General features: G+C 64.9%; 18 protein-coding genes and 1 pseudogene. 12 read left to right on the top strand and 7 right to left on the bottom strand.

From position 1 onward, the window contains the following. Positions 1-94, top strand: a pseudogene (locus F7R19_RS11790) (MerR family transcriptional regulator); the annotation flags it as partial. A 45-nt stretch (positions 95-139) separates the two neighbouring features. Then, positions 140-379 (top strand): hypothetical protein, encoded by a 240-nt coding sequence (locus F7R19_RS11785; RefSeq protein WP_211922727.1) that lies wholly within the window; start codon positions 140-142, stop codon positions 377-379. A gap of 74 nt (positions 380-453) precedes the next feature. Here F7R19_RS11785 and F7R19_RS11780 read toward each other — a convergent pair whose 3' ends face one another. The 6 genes from F7R19_RS11780 to F7R19_RS11755 form a co-directional block, all read right to left on the bottom strand. Continuing rightward, positions 454-1,431, bottom strand: coding sequence for a bifunctional helix-turn-helix transcriptional regulator/GNAT family N-acetyltransferase (locus F7R19_RS11780; RefSeq protein WP_150980762.1), 978 nt, complete (start codon positions 1,429-1,431; stop codon positions 454-456). A 147-nt stretch (positions 1,432-1,578) separates the two neighbouring features. Beyond that, positions 1,579-2,112, bottom strand: a complete 534-nt coding sequence (locus F7R19_RS11775; protein WP_150980760.1) for a metal-dependent hydrolase — start codon at positions 2,110-2,112, stop codon at positions 1,579-1,581. Positions 2,113-2,350: 238 nt separating this feature from the next. Continuing rightward, positions 2,351-3,346, bottom strand: coding sequence for a Bug family tripartite tricarboxylate transporter substrate binding protein (locus tag F7R19_RS11770; protein ID WP_150980758.1), 996 nt, complete (start codon positions 3,344-3,346; stop codon positions 2,351-2,353). A 96-nt stretch (positions 3,347-3,442) separates the two neighbouring features. After that, a complete protein-coding gene (locus F7R19_RS11765) occupies positions 3,443-5,908 on the bottom strand; it encodes a CaiB/BaiF CoA-transferase family protein (RefSeq protein WP_150980757.1) in 2,466 nt (821 codons plus the stop codon). A 47-nt stretch (positions 5,909-5,955) separates the two neighbouring features. Next, the gene (locus tag F7R19_RS11760; RefSeq protein ID WP_150980755.1) at positions 5,956-9,273 is read right to left on the bottom strand and encodes an acetyl-CoA carboxylase family protein; all 3,318 of its coding nucleotides are present in this window, start codon (positions 9,271-9,273) and stop codon (positions 5,956-5,958) included. A gap of 59 nt (positions 9,274-9,332) precedes the next feature. After that, on the bottom strand, positions 9,333-10,883 hold the full coding sequence (locus F7R19_RS11755) for an acyl-CoA carboxylase subunit beta (RefSeq protein WP_150980753.1): 1,551 nt from the start codon (positions 10,881-10,883) through the stop codon (positions 9,333-9,335). A 174-nt stretch (positions 10,884-11,057) separates the two neighbouring features. Between F7R19_RS11755 and F7R19_RS11750 the strand changes: the two genes are divergently transcribed. From F7R19_RS11750 to F7R19_RS11730, 5 genes are all read left to right on the top strand, one after another. Continuing rightward, complete coding sequence (locus tag F7R19_RS11750) at positions 11,058-12,818, top strand: sigma-54 interaction domain-containing protein (RefSeq protein WP_150980750.1); 1,761 nt, start codon at positions 11,058-11,060, stop codon at positions 12,816-12,818. Between the two features lie 112 nt (positions 12,819-12,930). Beyond that, the gene (locus F7R19_RS11745) at positions 12,931-13,287 is read left to right on the top strand and encodes a hypothetical protein (RefSeq protein WP_150980748.1); all 357 of its coding nucleotides are present in this window, start codon (positions 12,931-12,933) and stop codon (positions 13,285-13,287) included. 275 nt (positions 13,288-13,562) lie between these two features. After that, a complete protein-coding gene (locus tag F7R19_RS11740) occupies positions 13,563-13,880 on the top strand; it encodes a hypothetical protein (protein ID WP_223506145.1) in 318 nt (105 codons plus the stop codon). A 435-nt stretch (positions 13,881-14,315) separates the two neighbouring features. Further along, a complete protein-coding gene (locus F7R19_RS11735; RefSeq protein ID WP_084003858.1) occupies positions 14,316-14,843 on the top strand; it encodes a hypothetical protein in 528 nt (175 codons plus the stop codon). Positions 14,844-15,045: 202 nt separating this feature from the next. After that, the gene (locus tag F7R19_RS11730; protein WP_150980745.1) at positions 15,046-16,752 is read left to right on the top strand and encodes an ABC-F family ATP-binding cassette domain-containing protein; all 1,707 of its coding nucleotides are present in this window, start codon (positions 15,046-15,048) and stop codon (positions 16,750-16,752) included. Between the two features lie 9 nt (positions 16,753-16,761). Here the strand turns inward: F7R19_RS11730 and F7R19_RS11725 are convergent, their stop codons facing one another. After that, the gene (locus F7R19_RS11725) at positions 16,762-17,823 is read right to left on the bottom strand and encodes a VWA domain-containing protein (RefSeq protein ID WP_150980742.1); all 1,062 of its coding nucleotides are present in this window, start codon (positions 17,821-17,823) and stop codon (positions 16,762-16,764) included. A gap of 73 nt (positions 17,824-17,896) precedes the next feature. Here F7R19_RS11725 and F7R19_RS11720 point away from each other — a divergent pair, with 73 nt between their 5' ends. Genes F7R19_RS11720 through F7R19_RS11700 form a run of 5 tightly spaced genes read left to right on the top strand, consistent with a single transcriptional unit; the run spans position 17,897 to position 22,477 of the window. After that, positions 17,897-18,814: a S1C family serine protease gene (locus F7R19_RS11720; RefSeq protein WP_150980739.1), complete on the top strand. Its 918-nt coding sequence runs from the start codon at positions 17,897-17,899 to the stop codon at positions 18,812-18,814. A 52-nt stretch (positions 18,815-18,866) separates the two neighbouring features. Beyond that, positions 18,867-19,880: an AAA family ATPase gene (locus F7R19_RS11715; protein ID WP_061954112.1), complete on the top strand. Its 1,014-nt coding sequence runs from the start codon at positions 18,867-18,869 to the stop codon at positions 19,878-19,880. Then, positions 19,858-20,868, top strand: a complete 1,011-nt coding sequence (locus F7R19_RS11710) for a DUF58 domain-containing protein (RefSeq protein ID WP_150980736.1) — start codon at positions 19,858-19,860, stop codon at positions 20,866-20,868. The genes F7R19_RS11715 and F7R19_RS11710 overlap by 23 nt, the downstream gene beginning before the upstream one ends. Then, positions 20,865-21,923 (top strand): vWA domain-containing protein, encoded by a 1,059-nt coding sequence (locus F7R19_RS11705; protein WP_150980732.1) that lies wholly within the window; start codon positions 20,865-20,867, stop codon positions 21,921-21,923. The genes F7R19_RS11710 and F7R19_RS11705 overlap by 4 nt, the downstream gene beginning before the upstream one ends. Before the next feature lie 53 nt (positions 21,924-21,976). After that, entirely contained in the window at positions 21,977-22,477 is a 501-nt protein-coding gene (locus tag F7R19_RS11700; protein WP_061954106.1) for a MarR family winged helix-turn-helix transcriptional regulator, read from the top strand. The last annotated feature ends 59 nt before the right edge of the window (positions 22,478-22,536 follow it).

The raw sequence follows: 22,536 nt of genomic DNA, 5'->3' as shown, positions 1-22,536 counted from the left end.
GTGCGCCTGCCATGCGCGAAGGGGGAACGTTTCCTGCCCGCTGATCGCGTCACTACAGGGTGGAGCAAGCTTGGCAGGTTCGGCTATGCCTTAGCGTGCTTTATTTTCCGTTTTCTGAGACGACCCCAAGATCGACGACATGCTCGATGAAGCGAAGGTCGAGCATGGCGTCGCGAAGGAGCTGATTGCGAAGATTGAAGGCGGAGAGCCGGACATGCTGGACGCCAACTACAAGGTGTTGACCGAATACGTCGGCCACCATGTGGAAGAGGAAGAAGGCGAACTGTTTGGCGCCGTGATCAAGGCGAAGGTCGATCTGCGCGAGATCGCCACACAACTGGAAGCCCGCAAAACCGAGTTGCTTGGCGAACCCGCATAAGCGGCCACCTTGGCAGTAGCTGTGGCCCCTGCGATGCGCGCGGCGTGACGCCCGCGCGTCGCAGGGTTCCGTCGTCATGCCCGCGGTCGCGCGCGCGTGAATCGTTGCTCGATCACCGGCGTGCCCCATTGCTGCCCTTGCGCTTCTTCAGCCAGGCGGAAGCCCACCGATTCGTATAAATGTCGCGCGGCATCGAGACCTTTAAAGGTCCACAAATACGTCTCGTCGAAGCGCGCATCGACAAACGCCATTGCCCGTTCAATCAGCCGGCGCCCGATGCCCGAGCCGCGCAGTGAATCGTCGACGATAAACCAGCGTAAATGCCCAACGCGGGTCGTGGCATCGCCATCGATGGCCACCGACGCCAAGAACCTGCCGTTTTCAACATAGAGCCAGAGCGCGCAGTCGGAATTGGGCAAAGACTGCGCAAACGTCGCCAACTCCGTCGCTACCTTGTGTTCGAAAAATACGCCGAAGCCCCAGTGTTTTGCGTAAAAGCGCGCATGCAGGCTTGCCACGTCGCCAATACAACCGGGCTGATAACCCTCCACGATGCGGCCCGTTTCCGCGCGGGCGTCAAGCGACGCTTCACCATTGTTATCCAGCGCCAGCGCATCGGCGTAAAGCGACATCGACCTGACCAAGGTGCGCTGATCTGCCGGCGCCAGCCGCCGCAACGCATGAGACACCTGGTCGGTCGCAAAGGCGTCGATGCGTCGTCGCAAGTCCTGGCCCGCATCCGTCAGATACAGCTCGGACGATCGTCCGTCCTGGTCCGATGCTCTTCGTGTAACCAGACCGCCTGCTTCGAGCTTGGCGATCTGACGGCTCGTATTCGACTTGTCCAGCCGGAGGATATTGGCAAGGTCGCGCGCCTGAATGCCCGGGGTCGCGCCGATTTCGATAATGGCATGCACTGCCGATGGCGCGAGGTCGCTGTTTGCCAGCGTACTGCGCATAAAACCCAATTCACGGACCAGTTTGCGCGAAAACTCCCGTAATTCCAGAACGGTTTGCTCGCGCGATTGTGCGGGGGTATCGACAAAATCCATAGCGGGCGGGCTCCGATCTATTCGCTTGTTTGGCTGCTATTTGGTTGCGCTACGCAACCAATATAATTGCGCTTCGCAACTTTTACAAGGAACCGCTAGTTCTGGTGGCGGGCGCGACTTTCAGCGTCTAGCCAGTTAAAAGCTCGCTCAGGAAACCAGCACCTTGAAAGGCAGTGCTGTCACATAGCGCAGAAATTCGACGATATGCGTGCGGTGCAGCCAGACGTCATCGAACACGGCAAAAGCGCCGAGCCAGGCCGCGGCCACAATGATCAAATCGCACCGTCCGCTCTTCCACCAGTTCAGCGAGTGACGGCGTGCGATCCAAGGCACACCTAGCGGATTGGGCCAGTCGGCCAGCAGATGCATGACGCCGCCGCATGCAAAGCCAAAAGCCGGTGCGGCGAGCGCATGCGTGCCAAGCGCGTGATAGGACCAAAGCAACAGGCCGATCCAGATGACACCCCAATGTGTCCAGCTGCGATGCGTAATCCATAGCCGACGGGACTTCGACCACCATGCCACTTCCATCCAGTCTGGCGCGGTGGCGCCCGGCAGCGCGGCGACAAAGCCGGCCACGCTCGCCCAATGCCATGTTCCCGCGCCGTGTCGCGCGATGACCGCGGCAGCGATGAAGGCGGCCGCCCATCCGGTGGCGTGGTGAGCTTTGCGCGAAGCCATGATAGAACTGCAGCAACGTGGGCCGTGGTCGATGAAGGGCCGCAATCTTGGCAGAAGCGCAAGCCAAACGCCAGTGGCGAAGCGCGACAAAATGCAATGAGGGCAGACGGATTTACCGGATATTTCGCGCGCTCGGACAGACCAGGAAGGGAAATTGCCAGTCGGTAAGCGGCAATTTTCACGTAGAAAGACGGGCGGAATTTCCGCCCGTTCTTTTATGCGTCGGCACGTCGGCCGATCAGTCCAGCGTGATGTTTTCGCGCTGGATCACCACGGCCCAGCTTGCTTCTTCCTTTTCGATCCGTTTGCCGAAATTCTCGGGATCGACCATCACGACGTCGCCCTGCTGGCTGAGCGCGCCCTTTGCCTTGGCGTCTTCGAGCACACCGCGCGCAGCGGCGTGGAGCTTCTGAACAATCTGCGGCGGCGTACCGGCCGGCGCGAGCATGCCAATCCAGAACGTAGCGTTGAATGGCGCGATACCGGCCTCTTCCACAGTGGGCACATCGGGCAACTGCGTCATGCGCCGCGTCGAACTGACCGCAATCGGCTTGAGCTTGCCGCCCTTGATCTGCGGCAGCGCGCTCCACGTGTCGAACGCCGTATCGAGTTCACCGCTGATCACCGCCATTTCCGCCTGCGCCGCGGATTTGTACGGCACATGAGTGGTGTTGATCTTCGCGCGGTTGTTGAGCATTGCAAAACTCAGATGCGCGATGTTGCCGGGGCCGGCGGAGCCGTAACTGATCTTTCCCGGATTCTGCGTGGCAAAGCGAACCAGATCGCCGACCGACCCCACCGCGTTCTTCTGCGACCATTCCGGATTCGTCACCAGAATGAACGGCGCCTCCAGCACCAGCGTCACCGGCGCAAAATCCTTGGCCTTGTAGGTGCCCTTTTTGTAGATATGCGGATTGATCGTGATGCTGCTGGAATTGGTCACCAGCAGCGTGTATCCGTCCGGCGCGGACCGGGCCGCTTCCGTCACGCCGATCAGTCCGTTGGCGCCCGCCTTGTTCTCGACCACTACCGGCTGTCCGAGCGCTTTGGTAAGACGTTCGGACAGCACGCGTGCCACGGTGTCAGTGAACGATCCCGCCGGAAAAGGCACGATCATGCGGATCGGCTTGGCGGGCCATTGCGCCGTCTGCGCCGTGGCCGCGCTGGACAGTATGGCGGGAATGGCCGCCATTGCGGCCAGTGCCAGTCCAATTTTGCGTCGTTGCTGGTTCATGTTGTCTCCGTATTCTGGTGTTGCCTGGAAGGATCTGATCGTCCTGTTTGGGGTTCGCCCGAGCGCGGATTCGCGCAGCGCGGGCTTGGTTCTGCGCTATGCGGTCGCTTTCTGGCGCTTCGGCCTGGCGGTTTGTCCTGTGACGCCGCGCCGCTCCAGATCGGCAAGCCGCTCGCCGTCGAGTCCCAGCACACGGCTCAGCACCTCATCGGTGTGCTGGCCGAGCGTGGGCGAAACATGCCGCATCGGCATCGGTTGTTGGCCGATGCGAAACCACGCCGTGCTGGCCCTATACGCGCCGACATGCGCTCGCTCGACGTCGCGCCAGAAGCCGCGCGCGCGCAGATGCCGGTCCTGCAGCACCTGCCACATCGGCCGCACCACGCCCGCGGCGATACCGGCCTCCTGCAACTGCTGCATGGCCGTCTCCGCATCGCGCGTGCCGCACCACTGCGCGATGGCGGCGTCAATGCGGTCCTGCGCAACCCGGCGGCCTGCCGCGTGCGCGAGCTGCGGATCGTCGGCCAGAGCGCCACCGCCGATCACCGCGCACAATGCCGGCCACTGCGCATCGCCCACGCTTAGCGCGATCCACTCGTCCTCGCCAGCGCAGCGGTAACAGCCATGCGGCGCTGCCATGGGATGACGATTGCCCTGCCGCGGCGCGACTGTGCCGGTTACCGATTGTTCGATGATGAACGGTGCAGCCATCGGCAGCATGGCTTCCACCTGCGACAGGTTGACGTGCCGGCCGCGGCCCGTGCGCTGCTGTTCGAACAGCGCCAGCAGCATCGCCGCACCCGCGTTGAGGCCGCCAACCGGGTCGCCATACGCATACGACGTCATCGCCGGCGGTCCATCCGGATGTCCCGTGTACAGCGGCAGGCCACTGGCCTGTTCCAGCGTGCCGCCGTAAGCGCGGGTATTGCTCCACGCATTGCCAAGCCCAAACGCCGGCATCGACAGCATGACCAGCCGCGCGTTGCGCGCGCGCAGCGCCTCGTAGTCGAGCCCGAGCTTCGGCAGCACCTCTGCCGAGTAGTTCTCGATCACCGCATCGGCATGCGCCACCAGATCGAGCAGCAGCGCCTTGCCTTCGGGCTGCGTCAGGTCCAGCGTGATGCCGAGCTTGTTGCGGTTCATCAGATGGAAATTCGAGTTCTTTTCATAAAGCCTGTCGCGATAGAACTCCTCGGTGAAATGTGCGCCGCGCCACCAGTCCGGGTACGCGGTGCTTTCCACCTTGATGATTTCCGCGCCGAAATCGGCCAGCGTGCGTGACGCAAGCGGTCCCGCCCAACCCATCGTCAGATCGATCACGCGCATGCCCTTCAGCGGCGCCCGATCGTCTGACGCACGCGCCAGCCGCCGCGCGGGAACGCGATCGAGGCCCGACGTGCGGTACAGCCGATCGTGCTCGCCCTTCGACGGCGCGCGCCCGCCTGGCAGCGGACCCGCATCATCGAGACGCAACGGCACCACCGGCCCTTCGAACACTGAATCGCCAGCTTGCACCGGAACAAACGCGCCGCGTTGCCGATGCACATCCTGGCGCAGCAACTCGTCCATGGTTGGAACGATGACCGTGGGATGCTTCATGCCGCCAAGCAGTTCGAACCACTGCGCTGCCGTGCGCGACCGGAACGCGGGGATCAGTAGCGCGTCGATTTCATCGGCGCGTGCCATGCGATCGGGGCCGCTGGCGTAACGTGGATCGTTCGCCAGGTCTGGACGTCCGATCGCTTCGCATAGCGCCTGCCACTGCGGCAACGTGTGCGTGAAGATGCCGATCCAGCCTTCGGCGGCCTGATAGATGCCGGCGGGATGCGTGCCGCAGAACCGATTGACGCCCAGCCGCCGTAGCGGATGCCGTTTGTCGGGCACCATGCCGGCTTCCATTTCGACCACGCTCAGCGCGCATTCGTGCACGCTGAGCACGTAGCGCCGGCTGCCATGCGCAGCCCCTGCCAGCGCCGCCACCGCAGCGGAGAACGCGGAGAGGCCAGCCGCAATCGCGGTCTGCACGTCGTGCGGCATGTGCGGCGGCCCTTCGACCGGGCCGCTGCCATGCACCGCGCCGGCCAGCGCGCGACACACCGATTCGGCGCCCGCATACTCGCTGTAAGGGCCGTTCTCGCCAAACCATGTCAGGACGATTTCGATCGGCACGTGGCCCGCCGCGTCGGCGGTCCGCCATACCGGCCGCGACAGCACCGCGACGCCCTCAGTCAGTGCGCGCGCGTCCAGCACCACATCGCAGGTCTGGGCAAGCTGCGCCAGCCATGCGCCATCGTCTGCGTCGCCCTCGTGCACGGTGATGCTGCGCTTGTTGGTGTTCAGCCATGCGAACAGCGCGCTCTCGGGCGGCGCCGCATCGGACGTGGCCACCAGCGGGGGCATCTGCCGCCAGGCGTCGCCCGCCGCGCTTTCGGCCTTGATGACCTCGGCGCCGAAATCGGCAAACAGCTTTCCCGTGTAGGCCAGTGCAGGCCCTGCGCCGATTTCAAGCACGCGCAGCCCTGCCAGCGCCAATTGCGATGGATCCGGATTTTTCTGGGTCATGAAAACCTCGTGGCTCATTGCTGGCTCGGTGGTCATTGCGCCTGCGGCTACCATGCGTCGACGAAGCCACGGCGCGCGCGGCGGCCGCGCACTTCCGCCGATGCGATGCCTTGTGCAATCCATTTGCGCGTTTCGGCAGGATCGATCACGGCGTCGATCTCCACGGCTGCAGCCGTGTTGATGGCGTGGCCACGCTCGTACGATTGCGCCACCAGCTTGTCGAACAACGCCTTGCGCTCCGGGCCGTCCGGCAGCGCCTCCAGTTCCTTCTTGAAGCCGAGCCGCACCGCGCCTTCCAGCCCCATCGGTCCGAATTCACCGGTCGGCCAAGAGATCGTGAAGCTCGCCGAGCGGAATCCGCCGCCCGCCATCGCCATCGCGCCAAGCCCATAGCCCTTGCGCAGCGTGACGGCCAGCAACGCGACGCGCAGCTTGGCTGCCGTCAGGAACATGCGCGATACATGGCGCACCTGCGCGCGCGCCTCCACGTCGGGCCCCACCATAAATCCCGGCGTGTCGATCAGCGACACGATCGGCAGGCCATGCGCATCGCAAAGCTGCATGAAGCGCGACGCCTTGTCAGCCGCATCCGCGTCGATTGCGCCGCCCAGGTGATACGGATTGTTGGCCATGACGCCCACCGCCTGGCCCTCCACGCGCGCCAGCGCGGTATGGATCCCCGCGCCAAATCCGCCGCGCAGCATCAGCACGCTACCGGCATCGGCAATGCCTTCGATCGCCTTGCGCGTGTCGTAAACGCGCAGCCGGTTCTCCGGGACCACATGACGCAGCTGAATGGGGTCCGGCGCGCTCCAGTCGGCAACCCGTCCCTGGAACATCGACAGGTAATGGCGCGCCACGCGCGTGGCCTCGGCCTCGTTTTCCACCAGCACGTCGATGACGCCGTTGGCGTACTGCACCGGCGCGGGTCCGACGTCTTCCGGGCGAAAAATGCCAAGCCCGCCGCCTTCGATCATGGCAGGACCCGCCATGCCGATATTGGCGGATTTGTCGGCGATGATCACATCGCAACATCCAAGGAAAGCGGCATTTCCGGCAAAGCATCGGCCCGACACGATGCCCACCACGGGCACTTGGCCGCTCAGTTCGGCAAACGCCGCAAACGACGGCTGGTACAGACCCGACACGGACGGATAGTCAATGTCGCCGGGGCGGCCACCGCCGCCTTCGCCGAACAGCACCAGCGGCAGTTCGTCACGCAGCGCCACCTCGACAATGCGATCGGTCTTGATATGGTTGCGCTTGCCTTGTGTGCCTGCCATCACGGTGGCGTCATAGGCCATCACGGCGCTGCGCGCACGATCCTTGCCGAACAGGTCGCCGTTGACGCTGCCCACGCCGGTGATCAGCCCATCGGCGGGCGTATTGGCGATCAGGTCCTCGCGGGTACGGCGCGTAGCCTGCGCCGCCAGCGCCAGCGCGCCGTATTCGACAAACGTGTCGGCATCGCACAGGTCCGCAATATTCTCGCGCGCCGTACGCTGATTGCGCGACCGGCGTCGGGCTACCGCGTCGGGACGATTTTCATCGTAGAGATAGGCATGGCGATCAAGCACACGCTGCAGATCCGCGCGGATGGCCGCTGGATCGTGGCTCTGCGCGGTATCGGCGGCAGCGCCATCGGCATCGGTCTGCTCCAGTACGATCAGCACCTGTTTTTCCGACGCCAGCGCGTTCTTTTCAAGCCGCAAGTCAACGACGCGGCCGGCGCATTCGGCAGCAATCGCATGCTCCATCTTCATGGCATCGAGCACCGCCACGGTTTGCCCAGGCTTGACGATGTCGTTCAACTGCACGGCAATCTCGACAACGCGGCCCGTCAGCGGCGCGCGAACGGCCACCAGCCCTTCGTCGATCTGCTCCTCCGGCTCGGCGGCGCGCGGCGCGTGCGCCGCAGCCTGGCGCACCGCACCGCCGAGCAGTGCGTCCTGCGCGCGGCCCGCGTGGGCAATCGACTGCGCGGCTGCGGCCAGCTCCGGCAAAATCGCTTCGAAATGCCGCGTATGAATATCCTGCGTCAGGAAATCGTCGCGCTGCACAAGCGCGCGCAGCAAATCCAGATTGGTAGGCACCCCGACAATGCGAAACTCCGCCAGAGCGCGCTGCAGCCGGCGCACCGCGGCGTCAAACTTCGGCGCAGCACTGCTAACGATCAGCTTGGCCAACAGCGTGTCGAAATTGGGCGACGGCTCGTAATCGGCATAGGCATGCGTGTCCACGCGCACGTCAGGCCCCGTCGGTGGATCGAAACGTTCAAGTCTGCCATGGGCCGGCCGCGCAAGGCCCTGCGCATCGGTCATCTCGGCGTTCACACGGACCTGAATTGCAAAGCCACGCGGCAGCGGCGGCGAAGCGGGATTCAGACCCAGCTCCGCCAGCGTGCGCCCCGCGGCCAAGCCGATCTGCAGCGCCACCAGATCGACGCCCGTTACCTGCTCGGTGATTGTGTGCTCGACCTGCAGGCGCGGATTGGCTTCGATAAAGACGAAATTCTTCTGCTCGCCATCTTCGGTCTCTTCGACCAAAAACTCGAAAGTGCCGAGACTGCGATAGTTGACGCGGCGCGCCAGGCGCAGCGCGGCCTTGATGATTTCGTCACGCAGATGCGGTTGCAGCACCGGGCTTGGTGCGATTTCCACCAGTTTCTGAAAGCGTCGCTGCAACGTGCAGTCGCGCTCGCCCAACGCGATGACCTGCTCGCCGTCGCCGGCAATCTGGACTTCGATATGGCGTGCGCGCGCCACCAACCGCTCTGCATACAATGCATCGACACCGAATGCCGATGCAGCTTCCGAGCGACAGCGCGCATAGGCTTCGGGCAAGCCGTCGCGGTGCCGGACCACGCGCATGCCGCGGCCGCCGCCACCGCCCACGGCCTTGATCACCACGCCCGCGCCGCCCTGCGCATCGAAGAATTCTGTAATGGCTTCCAACGATGCGCCACCTGGCGTCGCGGGCATGACCGGCACATCACCGTCACGCGCCAATGCCAGTGCGCGGCCCTTGTCGCCAAACAACGCCAGCTGTTCCACCGTCGGACCGACAAACAGGATGCCGGCATCGGCGCAGGCTTGCGCAAAATCGGCCCGTTCGCTAAGAAATCCATAGCCCGGATGCACGGCGTCGCATCCGGACCCTTTGGCCGCTGCGACGATGCCTTCGATGTCGATATATGCAGCGGGGCCGGCGCCATCGAGCGCAACGGCTTCGTCGGCCAGGATGCGATGAAGCGCGCTTGAATCGTCCTGCGAATAGACCGCCACGGTGCCAATCTCGAGATCGCGCGCCGCGCGCAGTACGCGCAAGGCAATCTCCCCCCGATTCGCAATCAGCAATTTTTTCAAAACAGTCTCCTTATTTATTTTGGAATGCAGTCACGCTCAATCGATTTGGCGACGGCCGCTCAGGGCCGGATGCCGAAGCGGCTGATGCCAGGCTCGCGCAGCGGCGCCGCGAGATTGGCGAACTCGCAGAGCAACGCGCGCGTATCGCGTGGGTCGATGATGTCTTCGATGACAAAGGCCTCGGCGCTGCGGAACGGCGATGTCAGGCTGCGCACGCGCTGTTCTATCTCGGCACGCTTTTGCACCGGATCGTCGGCGCCTTCGATTTCGGCCTTGTACGCGACGTCGAGCCCGCCTTCGATCGGCAATGCGCCCCAGTTGGCCGATGGCCACGCGTAGCGAAAATTGAAACGTCCCATGTGCTGATGCGCCGCGGCGGCCACGCCGTAGGCGCGTCGCACGATCACCGAGCACCACGGCACGGTGGCTTGATAGACCGCCGCCAGCGCACGTACGCCATCGCGCATCACGCCGGCCTGCTCGGCTTCGATGCCAATCTGGAAACCGGCGGTATCGACCAGATTGACCACGGGAAGATGGAAGGTCTGCGCCAGATCGACCAAACGCGTGAATTTCTGCGCCGTCGCGCCATCCCAGTTGCCACTGTGGAACGCAGGATCGCTGGCAATCAGTGCGACCGGCCAGCCGTCGATGCGCGCCAGGCCCGTGACGATGGCCTGCCCCCAATGCCGGCCGATCTCGAAGAACGAATCGGCATCGACCAGCGCTTGCACGATCGGGCGAATCTCGTAGTCGACGCGGCCATCGCGCGGAATCGCCGACAGCAGCCATTCGTCGCGGCGCGCCGGGTCATCGCCGCTTGCCATGCGCGGCGCCAGTTCGTGCACTGATCCCGGCAGGTATGACAGGAACTGGCGCGCCCGCGCGAACGCTTCGTGCTCGGTGGCCACCTCGTCGTCCACCACGCCGTTGCGCGTATGGATATGGCTGCCGCCCAGCGCATTCCTGTCGACAGGCTGGCCGCTGCGCGTCGCGATTGACGGCGCACCCTCGCTGAACAGTTGCGAGGTCTCCTGCACCATCATCGAATAGTGACTGGCCGCCACCCGCGCCGCGCCCATGCCAACCACCGAACCCAACGCGAGCGACACGACGGGCACCGTCGACATGTTTTGCACGACATGCTGCCAGACCTTCATGGTAGGCAGCAGCGTGTGACCCTTGATTTCGATATTGCGCACGCTGCCGCCGCCACCGGTGCCATCGACCAGGCGCACCATCGGCAAGCGCAATTCGTGCGCCATCTTTTCGGCGTGGATCAGTTTTTCTCCGACCGCGCCCTCGTTGGCTCCGCCCCTGACCGTGAAATCGTCGGCCACCAGCACCACAGGTCGCCCGTCGATTTGCGCGCGTCCGGTCACCAGATTCGATGGCTTCACGTCCAGCAGCCGGCCGTTGCTGTCATAGCGACCACTGCCGCTCAGGCCGCCCACTTCGCGGAACGATCCGGCGTCGGCGATAGCCGCCACGCGTTCGCGCACGCTCAACCGCCCTGCGGCCTTGTGGCGCTGCAGTTTTTCCTCGCCACCCATGCGGTCGGCCAGGCGGCGCCGATGGGCCAGTTCGTCGATCTCGGGCTGCCAGCTCACGGTGTCTCCGTTTTTGTTCTTGGTGTGTTCACCTCTAGAACACCGCACAACCCGTGCCAGCGTGGCGCATGCTGCGCAGCTCTTGATTTCATTGAGGATTCCAATCGGCGCCGCTATGATGTCCGCCATAACGACAAAAAGTGTCCGCAGCATGGACACTGACAGGAGACAACGGTGTCCTCGGAGACAACACATCCCGCCTTATCGCCCCCCGCGCTTGGCGCCCTGATCCTTTCACGCGATGGCGCGCAAGTGGCCGCCATCGGCGTCTGCACTGATCCCGTTACGGCACGCGCTGCGCAAGCGGCCTGCGATCATGCCGCCCACGCGGCCGACGGCCGCCGTCTGTTCCCCGTCGATGCCGGCACGCAGCGCTACATCGGGCTGTCGCTCGAAGACGATGCGCATCGGGTGATCCTCGTCCACGCGATGCACGCGCAAGCGGTGCTGTTTGATCTGCTGGCAACCGTCCCCTTTGCGGGCGCGATCCTCGACCACTTCCTCAACGATCCCTACCACGCCATCACGGTGGTCGATAAGGACGGCCGGATGCGCTTCCTGAGTCCGGTGCACGAGAAATTCCTCGGCCTTGAACCAGGTGGCGGCATCGGCCGTCATGCCGCCGACGTGATTCCGAACTCGCGATTGCCGCAGGTGGTCGCCAGCGGCAAGGCCGAAATCGGGCAGTTGCAGCAGATGAATAACGGCGACGCGCGCGTGGTTAACCGCTTTCCGATCCGCCACGACGGGCAGGTGGTGGGGGCGATCGGACAGGTCATGTTCAAGGGACCGGACGCGCTGATCCGCATGCATGAAGAGTTGTCGGCATTGCGCTCTGAGGTGGCGCGCTACCAGCGCCAGTTCGACGGACTGCGCGAAGCGCCGGCCACGCTCGGACTGATTGGCGAAAGCGCGCCAATGCAGCGCCTGCGTCGCGAAATTCATACCGTGGCGCGCCTGGACGTGCCGGTGCTGATCCTCGGCGAAAGCGGCACGGGCAAGGAGCTGGTGGCGCGCGCGATCCATGCTTCGGGGATCGAACCCGTCAGCGAGCGGCCGCTGGTCAGCCTCAACCTGGCAGCGCTGCCGGCCACGCTGCTCGAATCGGAACTGTTCGGCCATGCGCCGGGCGCATTCACGGGCAGCCGCCGGCAGGGCCAGGCCGGCAAGCTCGAAATGGCCGCAGGCGGGACGGTATTTCTCGACGAAGTGGCCGATATCCCGATGGAAATGCAGGTCAAGCTGCTGCGCGTACTGGAAGACCATATGGTCGAAAGGCTTGGCAGCGGACGGCCAAAGCGCGTCGATTTCCGGCTGGTATCCGCCACCAATCGCGATATCTCCGAACTGATTGACGCTGGCCGCTTCCGCCTGGATCTCTACTACCGGATCAGCGGCGTGGTGTTGCGCATCCCGGCGCTACGGCAGCGCAGGGAAGATATTCCCGCCTTGTTGCAGCATTTTGTCGATGCCTTCTGCGCCCGCAACGGCATGCCTGCGCCAAGGATTGACCACGACGTGGCGCGTTATCTGGCCGGCCAGCCGTGGCCCGGCAATGTCCGGCAACTGCGCCAGCGGATCGAGGAAGCGCTGGTCTTTTGCGATGGACGCACGCTGCGCGTGGCCGATTTTGCGCGCGGCGAGGCGGCCCGGAACGGCCCGGCAAGTGCCGGGATGCTCGACGAAGCTACCGCGCATCCCACCCCAGCCGCGTTTGCGTCCAACACCGTGCAGCAGCAGCCGTTGCGCGCGTCGTATGCCGATGACGGCGGTGCCGACATGAGCGAACTGGCCTACGCCGCGGTCATCGACGCCATCGCACGACACGGCGGCAACAAGAAGCGCGCCGCCGAGCAGTTGCGGATCTCGCGTTCGCACCTGTACAAGATCCTCGCGCGCGGTGCACCGGGCGGTACCGCGCATGGGGACGCCTAGCGGTTTTGCATCGCTACGGTCAGGGCGAATGTGAAAAGAGATCGCGCGAAGGGATGGACGGCGCTCCGTCCGCGGCGCTAACATGCTCTGGCCGATTAACCGGGGAGATTTCATGCCGCTGCGCCGCCACGTAAGCCAACTCGTTCTGCTCGCGGCATTGACGCCGCTGTTTCAAGGACATGCACAGACCCCGCCGACTTCATCGTCGGACGACGCCGCGATCAACGACGCGATCTCCGATGCCGTGCGCGGCGGCACCCAGCGCTTTCAGCCTTCCCCTTCGCAGCCGATGTCGCTCGACGAACAATGCAATCGGCTGGCCCAGCAAATCGGCCAGGAGCCGCGCCGCAGTTACCGGCCGTCGGGCGCACCGGTCGAGAACAGCCAGGGCAACGACATCACCACCGTCGAGCGCGACCGCACGCGCAGGCAGCTGCAGCGCGTATATCAGGACAAATGCACGCAATAGGGACACTGCGCAACGGCATCGCGGCCGATTCGCTGCAGACGGCACAGAATCTGACGCTAATGAATATCGCCCTCCACTTTCGCATTTCAGAACGGGCGATGAATAAAAACGCGCGATGCACTGCAAAGGAGTTGAAAGGAGTAGAGTCGGGAACGTGGATGCTGGTATCGAAAGGCGATGCCAATCCCTAAAACATTTCCGCCATGACCCCTGCTACCGCGCAATCCAGTTTTCTTTGCACGCTTACCGTAGATGGCCTCGGACTTCCCTACCATGTGGCTGTCAGCAGACATCCGCTGGCTATCCGCTTCACCAGCTTCATAGGCGCCTGCCGCCGCTCGTTCGCGATTCTCGGTCCCGACGAAGTTGTCGCCGACGAAGCCACGCTCTCCACCGAAGGGCTATGTCGGATCGCGATTGGCCAGGTCATGCGCGACATCCTGTATGACAAGGCCGGACAGGGCGACTATGTACTGGACCTTGCCACGCCAGCCTGGGACGGCGCCCTTCGCGTGGTGGCAATGGGCAGCAGCGGCCGCGCCGTTCAGCATCGTCGCCAGGGCGCCATCGCAACCGGATCGCAGACGGCATAGGAACCGGCGGCCCGGAACCGAACCGCCTTTCCGACAGCGCTGACACGCGAATCGTTGCGATCGAATTTTGCGGCCAACGTTTGCAACCAACCTTCGCGTCCGACTTTTCCCGCCAACCTTTTCTGCCGACAATTTCACAGACGCCGACGCCGGACGCCGCGGCGTCGCGCCCATTGCGGCACCCCTTACAGCGCCATCGCCAACCAGATTGCCAGCGCGCAACTGCCAGCCGAATCGCTCGGCAATTTGCCAATCGCATCGCGAGGCGATAACCCGGAAATCCGGATCGCGTGATTGGCCTTGGATCGATTCAGGACAAATTAGCGACACTCACCACTCTGTTTGCCAGAAAAATTACTGTGCAGGCGAGATTTTTTTTACTGTTCGCTGCTACACTCCGCCTCCATCGAAAATCACTCTATGGAGAATATCCGCATGGCCATCAAGAAACTTGCAGCAACGCCCGTCAAGCGCGCAACGAAGAAAGTTGCAGCCCCGGTAAAGAAGGCAAGCGCCTTCGACCGCGAAGTGAAGGCTGCCCAGAAGCAACTGGACAAGCTGCGCGCAGAACTGGTCAAGCAGGTTGCTGCCGGTAAGAAGGCCATCGTCAAGGCGGTTGCCGACCTGAAGAAGCTGAAGGAATCGGCGCGCGCCGCAGTCGTGGCAGAAAAGGCCGCCGCCAAGGAAAAGGCTGCAGCCGCCAAGGCAAAGGCCAAGACGGCAAAGACCGCCAAGGCAGCCAAGCCTGTGAAAGCCGCCAAGCCGGTGAAGGCAGCCAAGGCGCCGGCAAAGACCGCCAAGGTGGCAAAGCCCGTGAAGGCTGCCAAGCCCGCAGCCAAGGTCGCGAAGGCGGCCAAGCCGCAAGCCGCAGCCAAGCCGGCCGCGAAGCCGGTGGCAAAGGCACGTCGCGCCAAGGTCGCGCCGGCTGCAGCACCGGCCGCCGACACCGCAGTGGCCGCCTAAATCAGCGTCTGCGCGGGTCCCCGGCCATCGTGCCGACGGCCCGCACCGCCAGCCTTCCCAGAGCAAGGCTGGCTGATTTGACAGATCGCGCCTCGACAATCATTGTCGAATTCGAGCCCCCGCCAGCAATGGCCGGGGCTCGTTGCATTGGCGATGCGTGCGAGAATGCCGAACTTCGACATTCGAAAAAGCGGGATCGCTCATGTCGCAAATCAGGGGCGCAGCCCCCGGGGTATTGACGCTGGCCCCGACCGTTTCCTCCGACGCCGTCGGGCCGGACGCACCCGAATTCTCCATCACGCTACGGCACGTCAGCGTAACGCTGCCCGACGGCCGCGCGCTGCTGCATGACCTCAATGAAACCTTCCAGTGCGAGCGCGTCGGCCTGCTCGGTAGAAACGGCACGGGCAAAAGCGTGCTGGGCAGGACGCTGGCCGGCCTGATTTCGCCCGATATCGGCCAGGTGGTGCGCCACGGTGCGATTGCATATGTGCCGCAGGAAATCGTGCCCGCCGCGGGCGCGACGGTGGCCGATGTCGCCGGCCTGACCGCTTTGCTCGATGCGCTGGAACGCATGGAAAGCGGCGCGCCGCTTGCCAGCGATTTCGATCTGCTCGATGGGCGATGGACCATACGCGCCAGCCTGGGGCAGGCATTGGCGGACAGCGGGCTGGGCCATTTGCAGCCGCACGATCTGGCTGCATCGCTGAGCGGCGGAGAACTGACGCGCGTGGCATTGGTCGGCGCATTCCTGGCCGACGTGCAAGGCCTGGTGCTTGATGAACCGACCAATCATCTCGACCGCGACGCCCGCCGCTGGCTGCATGAGCGCCTGCAACGCTGGACGGGCGGCCTGATTCTGATCAGCCATGATCGGGAACTGCTCGACGCGATGGACCGGATCGTAGAACTGGCGCCGAATGGACTGCGCAGCTACGGCGGCAACTACACGCTTTACCTTGCGCAACGCAGCGCGCAGGCCGCTGCCGCGCAAGCATCGCTGGACCATGCGCGCGCCGAACGTGCCGCCGCCGAACGCGCACTGCATCGCCAGCATGATGCGCAGCAGCGCCGTGCCGCGCAGCAATCGCGCAGTGCGAAGGACGCCAATATCCCCGGCATCGCGATGGGCCGCCGCAAGGATGGCGCGCAAGCGTTTGCGGGACGCGAGCGGCTACGCTTGCAGGACACGCAGGCCCGCTTCGATGACGCGGTGCAACTGGCGGCGCGCCGTGTCGAAGCGGACCGGGCCGTCGCGCTTGTCCTCCCCGGCACGGCCATTGCCGCGGGAAAGCGCGTGATTTATCTGGAAGACGCCGTCGCGCCGTTTCCGCAAGACAGCGCGGCGCTGAGCATGACGCTCAACGGGCCGGTACGCGTGGCGATCACGGGGCCCAACGGCTGCGGCAAGACCACGTTGCTGAAGATGCTGGCCGGCACCATCGCACCGGTTTCGGGCATTTGCGAAACCAGCGTGCGCAGCGCGTGGCTGGACCAGCAAGCCACCAGCCTGCTGCCGCCGCAGTTGTCCGTGCTCGATCGCCTGCACCAGTTGCGCACGCCGCTGCCCGATGGCGTGCTGCGCAGTCATCTGTCATTGCTGGGATTGCATGCCGATCTGGTGCGCATGCCATCTGGCGCCTTGAGCGGCGGCGAGCGGCTGAAGGCCGCGCTGGCGTGCGTACTGTGGAGCAACGACCCTGCGCAGCTTCTGCTGCTGGACGAGCCGACCAACCACGTCGATCTGGAATCGAGCCAGGCCATAGAGCAGGCGCTGGACGATTACCCCGGCGCATTGATCGTGGTATCGCATGACGCACGCTTTCTTGAGTCGCTCAGGTTGACGCATCGGCTGGAATCGAACGGCAGGCAGTGGCGGCTCATATCGGCCGCCGACACCGGATTCTGATCCGCGCCGCTAGCGCCGGAACCACAGCAATGACAGCGTGCCCGCCGATATAAGTAGGACGATGGCGGCCGCGGCCAGTAGCGCGCCTATCTCGGTCTCGCGGCTTTCCAGCGCAAAGCGCGCGCTGAGCTGCTGGTAGACGCGGCTCAGGTCCGCCGCCGATCCGGCCTGGAAATACTCTCCGCCAGTCATGGTGGCCAGCGCGCGCAGGGTGGGCTCGTCGAGCTGCATGAAATAGGACAGCCCCGGCTCGGACGGCGCGCCCTGGCGCGCGCCGAATCCCACCGTATAGACCCGCACGCCGCGCTGCATCGCCAGCCGAGCCGCTTCGAGCGGATCGGGCCCGGTAGTCCGGCGGCCATCGCTGAGCAGAATTACCGCGCCATGCCGGTACGAGCCCGGCTGCGCCGGCGCGCGCTCCGCGCGCCGCTTGCGCAGGGCGTCCGCGGCCGCCGCTTCGTCCAGGGGAACCGCCGGCCGGCCCGAAGACGCGGCTCCGCCGTCGAACAGGATGGCCTCCAGATCGATACCGTCATCGGGAAACAATACGGCCAGCGCCTGGATCAGTCCGCTGCCGGTAGCGGTGCCGCGCTGCAACTGAAAGCGGTCGATCGCCTCGAGCATGTCGCGCCGGTTGTCGGTGGGTGGCAATACCACCGTGGCCGTTGTGGCGAACGAAACAATGCCAAGCCGCACGCGCGCCGGCAGCCCGGCAATCAGGTCGCGGGCCGACTGTTGCGCGGCCTGGATCCGCGTGGGCGCCACGTCGGTTGCCTCCATGCTGCGCGATACGTCCATCGCCAATACTAGTGTGATGGCGTCGGAAGGCAGAGTAATGGTGGCGACGGGCCGCGCACATGCCAGCAATGCCGCGCCCAGCGCCAGCAGAAGCAACAGGGGAGGAATATGGCGCCGCATGCGTTGGCGCGGGCCAATCGCTGCGCGGGCCAGCGCCAGGCTGGCATAAACGAACGCGCCCTTCTTGCGTCGCGCAAGCAGGTACACGTAAGCGGCCACCAGCAGCGGAAGCGCTAGCAGCAGCCAGAGCATTTGCGGCCAGATGAACTGCATGCTCCGCTCCTTGGCGCATCGGTGAGACGATGGTACTGTATTTTGCAGAGCTGGACGGACGTCGGGAGTTGCGATGAAACGAGTGACGGTCTTCGGTGCAGTCTTCACGGCGCTCGTGCTGGTCTTCGTCGCTGGCGCCGGCGCAGCATGGCTTCTGCAGCCAAAGCCCCGCGCACTGACGCAGGCCGATATCGACGCGGCCGTTCTCCATACATTGCAGACAAAGACTCTCCCGGCACGCAGCGCACGCGCCGCCGAAGCCGTGCGCGAATCGGTCGTTGAAATTTATACCCACGACAAGCAGACGGTGGTCGCGTCGAATCCGCGCAAGCATCGGCGTGATGCACCATCGACACGCCCGAAGGCGTTGCCGCGGTCGCCTGCACCGCCACACGAGGACCAAGCGAAGGACGAGTCGCCCGAGCGCAAGGGTCAGCCCGACGAAGATGGCGGCGACGATCACATCGGTTCCGGCGTGGTGGTGACCGACGACGGCGTGATCCTCACCAGCTATCACGTCGTAGCCAACGCCAGCCGCGTCGACGTGAAGTTTCACACTGGCGAGACCTCCGAGGCCACGCTGCTGCAGGCCATCCCCGAAAAAGACCTGGCTGTGCTGAAGGCCCGATCGTTGCCCGATGACCTGCCCGCGGCCACGCTTGGATCGAGCCGCGACCTTGTGCCGGGCTCGGAAGTGGTGGCCGTCGGCTTTCCGTTCGGCATCGGCCCGTCGGTGTCCGCCGGCGTGGTTTCCGGGCTCGATCGCCAGTTCGTCTCTCCCGATGGCAAGCAAACGCTTCAACACCTGATCCAGTTCGACGCGGCGGCCAATCCCGGCAATTCGGGCGGCCCGCTGGTGAATATGAGCGGCGAAGTGGTCGGCATCGTCACCGCCATTCTCAGTCCCGGCAAGGCGGGCACCTTCATCGGTATCGGCTTTGCAATGACTATCGAAAGCGCGGGGGCCTCGATCGGATCGTCCCCATTCTAGGAATTGCCCTTTCTGAATCGCCCACCCGCTTTACTAACAGGAATCGACGCCCATGAACGACCAAGCGACGCATGCCGCCAACCAGGCCGGGCTGATGGAACGCCTGCTGTACGAAGTAAAACGGGTAGTGGTGGGCCAGGACCACTTTCTCGAACGCGTGCTGGTGGCGCTGCTGGCGGGCGGCCACCTGCTGGTGGAAGGCGTTCCCGGCCTGGCCAAGACGCTGACGGTCAACACGCTGGCGCGCACCATGAGCGGCACCTTCAAGCGGATCCAGTTCACGCCCGATCTGCTGCCCGCCGATCTCGTCGGCACGCGCATGTACAACCAGGCCAGCGGCGAGTTTTCCACGGTGCGCGGGCCGGTGTTCGCCAACCTGCTGCTGGCCGACGAAATCAATCGCGCGCCGGCCAAGGTACAGAGCGCATTGCTGGAAGTGATGCAGGAGCGGCAAGTCACCATCGCTGGAGAAACGCATCTGGTGCCGTCGCCGTTCCTGGTGATGGCCACGCAGAATCCGATCGAAACCGAAGGCACGTACCCGCTGCCCGAAGCGCAGGTGGACCGCTTCATGATGAAGGTGCTGGTCGGTTATCCGAGCGAAGAGGAGGAAGTGGTGATCGTCAACCGCGTCACCGGCCCGCGCATAGAGGTCAACCCGATCGCCACGCCCACTCAGTTGGCCGACCTGCAGAAGCAATGCCGCAAGGTCTATGTCGACCCGGGCCTGGTGCAGTATGCGGTGCGCGTGGTAGCCGCCACGCGCCGGCCCAGCGCCTACGGCGTGGCGGATACCGACCGCTACCTGTCCTTCGGCGCCAGCCCGCGCGCCACCATCGGCCTGATCGAAGGCGCGCGGGCGTTGGCGTTCTTGCGGGCGCGCGATTACGCGCTGCCGGAAGACGTGATCGATCTGGTGCCCGACATTCTGCGTCATCGGCTGGCGCTGTCCTACGAGGCACTCTCCGACGGAATCAGCGCGGACCAGATCGTCACGCGCATCGTGCGCGCACTGCCCGCACCCGAACGCCCGCTTGATTCCCATGTTCGCGCGACTGTGGCCTAGACGCCGGACGGCGCACGAACGCCCGCAGCAGGCCGCGGCATCGCCCGACGCCCTCGCCGCGCTGCCCGGCACCGGCCTTAGCGCAAACCAGACCGAGGCGCTGGTCCGTCGCCTGGAATGGACGGTCGTGCGCCGGCTCGATGGGTTGCTGCAGGGTGACTGCCGCACGCTGTTTCGCGGCTTCGGCATCGATCTGGCCGATCTGCGCGAATATCATCCCGGTGATGACGTGCGCCATATCGACTGGAATGTCACCGCGCGACTGCAGATCCCGCATGTGCGCGAGTATCAGGAGGATCGCGAAGTTGCCGTGTGGTTCCTGCTGGATCTGAGCGGATCGATCGATTTCGGATCGGGCACCACGCGCAAGCGCGACATGCTCAGCGATTTCACCGCCGTGATGGCGCTGCTGCTGACGGGCTACGGCAACCGCGTGGGCGCGGTGCTCTACAGCGGCACCGGGCACGGCGTCACCGCCACGGTGCCCGCGCGCGCGGGGCGCCGCCACCTGCTGCATGTGCTCGATCGCATACGCGGCACGTCGGCTCTATCGCCTGGCGAGACGCATCTGGCCGACCTGCTGGACACGGCCAGCGCCATCGTCAAGCGGCGCTCGGTGGTGTTCGTCGTCTCGGATTTCCTCAGCGCGCCGGGCTGGCAAGCCGCGCTCGACAAGCTGGCGCGGCGCCACGAGGTGGTGGCGGTGCGGCTGGTCGACCCACTGGAGACCGCCATGCCCGATCTGGGCCTCGTGGTGATGCAGGATGCCGAAAGCGGCGAGCAGTTGCTGGTCGACACCCATGACCCCTCCTTTCGCAAACGCTTTGCCGCAGCCGCCGAGGCGCGCGAGGCGGAACTGCGCCTGGGGTTCGACCGGGCGGGCGTCGATTGCCTGACCCTTTCCACCTATTCGCGCCTGGATCTCACGCTGCTCCAGTTTGCGCGGGAACGTCGCCATCGCCAGGGCGCCATCCGGGGCACGCCGTGATCGACGCCGTCAGCCGTCTGCCCACCTTCAGCTTCCTGTGGCCAAACATGCTGTGGCTGCTGGCGTTGGCGCTGGTGTTGGTGCTCGGCTATCTCTGGCTCGACGCGCGGCGGCAACGCGCGGGCGCCGCGCAGCCCCACCTTCCGCCTGCGTACACGCACGCGGGCCGCAAGCCCGACTGGCGCCGCCACATCGGACCGCTGTTGGCCTTGTCGGCGCTGATTGCGCTGCTGGTGGCGGTTGCCCGGCCGCAGGCGGTGCTGTCGCTACCGTCGCGCATCGACACCGTTATCTTCGTGATGGACCTTTCCGGCAGCATGCGCGCGCAGGATATCAAGCCCAGTCGCTTTCGCGCTGCCCAACAGGCGGCGCACATCCTGCTCGATGCGCAGCCGGCCGGCGTCAAGGTAGGCGTGGTGTCGATAGCGGGCACCGCTGCCGTTGCGCAGGCGCCAACGCGCAGCAAGGACGACGTCGCCAAAAGCATCGAGCGGCTTCAGGTGCAAGGCGGCACCGCGCTCGGCAACGGCTTGCTGGTGGCGCTATCGACGCTGGTCCCAGAGGCCAGCGTGGACGCCACGCTCCTGATGGGCGACGACGACACCCCAATGCCGACGCGGCCAACTACGGGCGACGGCGCCACCCCATTGCCGGGATCGTTCGCATCGGGCGCGATCATCGTCTTTTCCGATGGCGAGAGCAATGCCGGACCATCCGCAATGCAGGCGGCGCAGATGGCCGCCGACTACGGCGTGCGCATCTACACCGTAGGCGTTGGCACGACCGAGGGCGTAGTGCTGAAGGCCGACGGCTGGTCGTCCCGCGTCAGGCTCGATGAAGCCGTATTGAAGAAGATTGCCGACACTACCGGCGCGCAATACTTCCGGCTGGACGACGCCGCTGGCATGAAACAGGTTTACCGCGCGCTGCGCACCACACTGGCATTCGGCAAGCGCGACCAGGTTGAAATCACCGCGCTGTTCGCTGCCGCCGGTGCACTGCTGGCGGCCTTTGCGGGGTTGCTGTCGCTTTGGTGGTTTGGCCGCGTGCTCTAGCCGGCAGCCGCGCGGCTATACTGCGCGGTATTCGCCAATTCGGATAGCCCCTTGTGAGCACACGCCAGAGCCACGCGCCTCACCGCGACGACTACGATTTCACCGAGCAGGTTGGACATCTGCTGCGCCGCGCGTATCAGCGGCATGTGGCGATTTTTCAGCAAACCATTCCAGATTCCCAACTGACCGCCGGCCAGTTTGTGGTGCTCTGCGCCATTCAGGCGCATACCTCTTGTTCGCTCAGCGAGATCGCGCGCGCGACGGCCATCGATCAGGCCACAGTGCGCGGCATCATCGAGCGATTGAAGTCCCGCGAGCTGATCAAGGTATCCCATGACGCGCGCGACCGCCGCAAGGTGGTGGTGCTGCTGACACCGGCCGGGCAGGCGCTGATCGCCGACGTGGTGCCGTTTGCGCAGGATATCAGCGAACGCACCATGCGCGGGTTGAATCCCGCCGAACGCGTCGCCCTGCTCTATCTGCTGCGCAAGATGAGCGATCTCGACGACGAACCGGCCGAAGCCGCCCAGGACGCCGACAGCCCCGCCGACTGACTGCGCAGTACCGGCAGCGCTCGCTACGCCCGGGTTCCGGGCGCATCGGGCCGCACCCC

Source organism: Cupriavidus pauculus, from assembly GCF_008801835.1.
GTDB classification, from domain to species: Bacteria; Pseudomonadota; Gammaproteobacteria; order Burkholderiales; family Burkholderiaceae; genus Cupriavidus; species Cupriavidus pauculus.
This window is presented reverse-complemented; position numbering and strand designations above follow the sequence as displayed.

Coding starts and splice junctions, on each gene's coding strand:
- F7R19_RS11785 (WP_211922727.1), top strand. CDS start 140: ATGCTCGATGAAGCGAAGGTCGAGCATGGCGTCGCGAAGGAGCTGATT.
- F7R19_RS11715 (WP_061954112.1), top strand. CDS start 18,867: ATGAACGACCAAGCGACGCATGCCGCCAACCAGGCCGGGCTGATGGAA.
- F7R19_RS11775 (WP_150980760.1), bottom strand. CDS start 2,112: ATGGCTTCGCGCAAAGCTCACCACGCCACCGGATGGGCGGCCGCCTTC.
- F7R19_RS11745 (WP_150980748.1), top strand. CDS start 12,931: ATGCCGCTGCGCCGCCACGTAAGCCAACTCGTTCTGCTCGCGGCATTG.
- F7R19_RS11770 (WP_150980758.1), bottom strand. CDS start 3,346: ATGAACCAGCAACGACGCAAAATTGGACTGGCACTGGCCGCAATGGCG.
- F7R19_RS11765 (WP_150980757.1), bottom strand. CDS start 5,908: ATGACCCAGAAAAATCCGGATCCATCGCAATTGGCGCTGGCAGGGCTG.
- F7R19_RS11780 (WP_150980762.1), bottom strand. CDS start 1,431: ATGGATTTTGTCGATACCCCCGCACAATCGCGCGAGCAAACCGTTCTG.
- F7R19_RS11710 (WP_150980736.1), top strand. CDS start 19,858: ATGTTCGCGCGACTGTGGCCTAGACGCCGGACGGCGCACGAACGCCCG.
- F7R19_RS11725 (WP_150980742.1), bottom strand. CDS start 17,823: ATGCAGTTCATCTGGCCGCAAATGCTCTGGCTGCTGCTAGCGCTTCCG.
- F7R19_RS11730 (WP_150980745.1), top strand. CDS start 15,046: ATGTCGCAAATCAGGGGCGCAGCCCCCGGGGTATTGACGCTGGCCCCG.
- F7R19_RS11720 (WP_150980739.1), top strand. CDS start 17,897: ATGAAACGAGTGACGGTCTTCGGTGCAGTCTTCACGGCGCTCGTGCTG.
- F7R19_RS11735 (WP_084003858.1), top strand. CDS start 14,316: ATGGCCATCAAGAAACTTGCAGCAACGCCCGTCAAGCGCGCAACGAAG.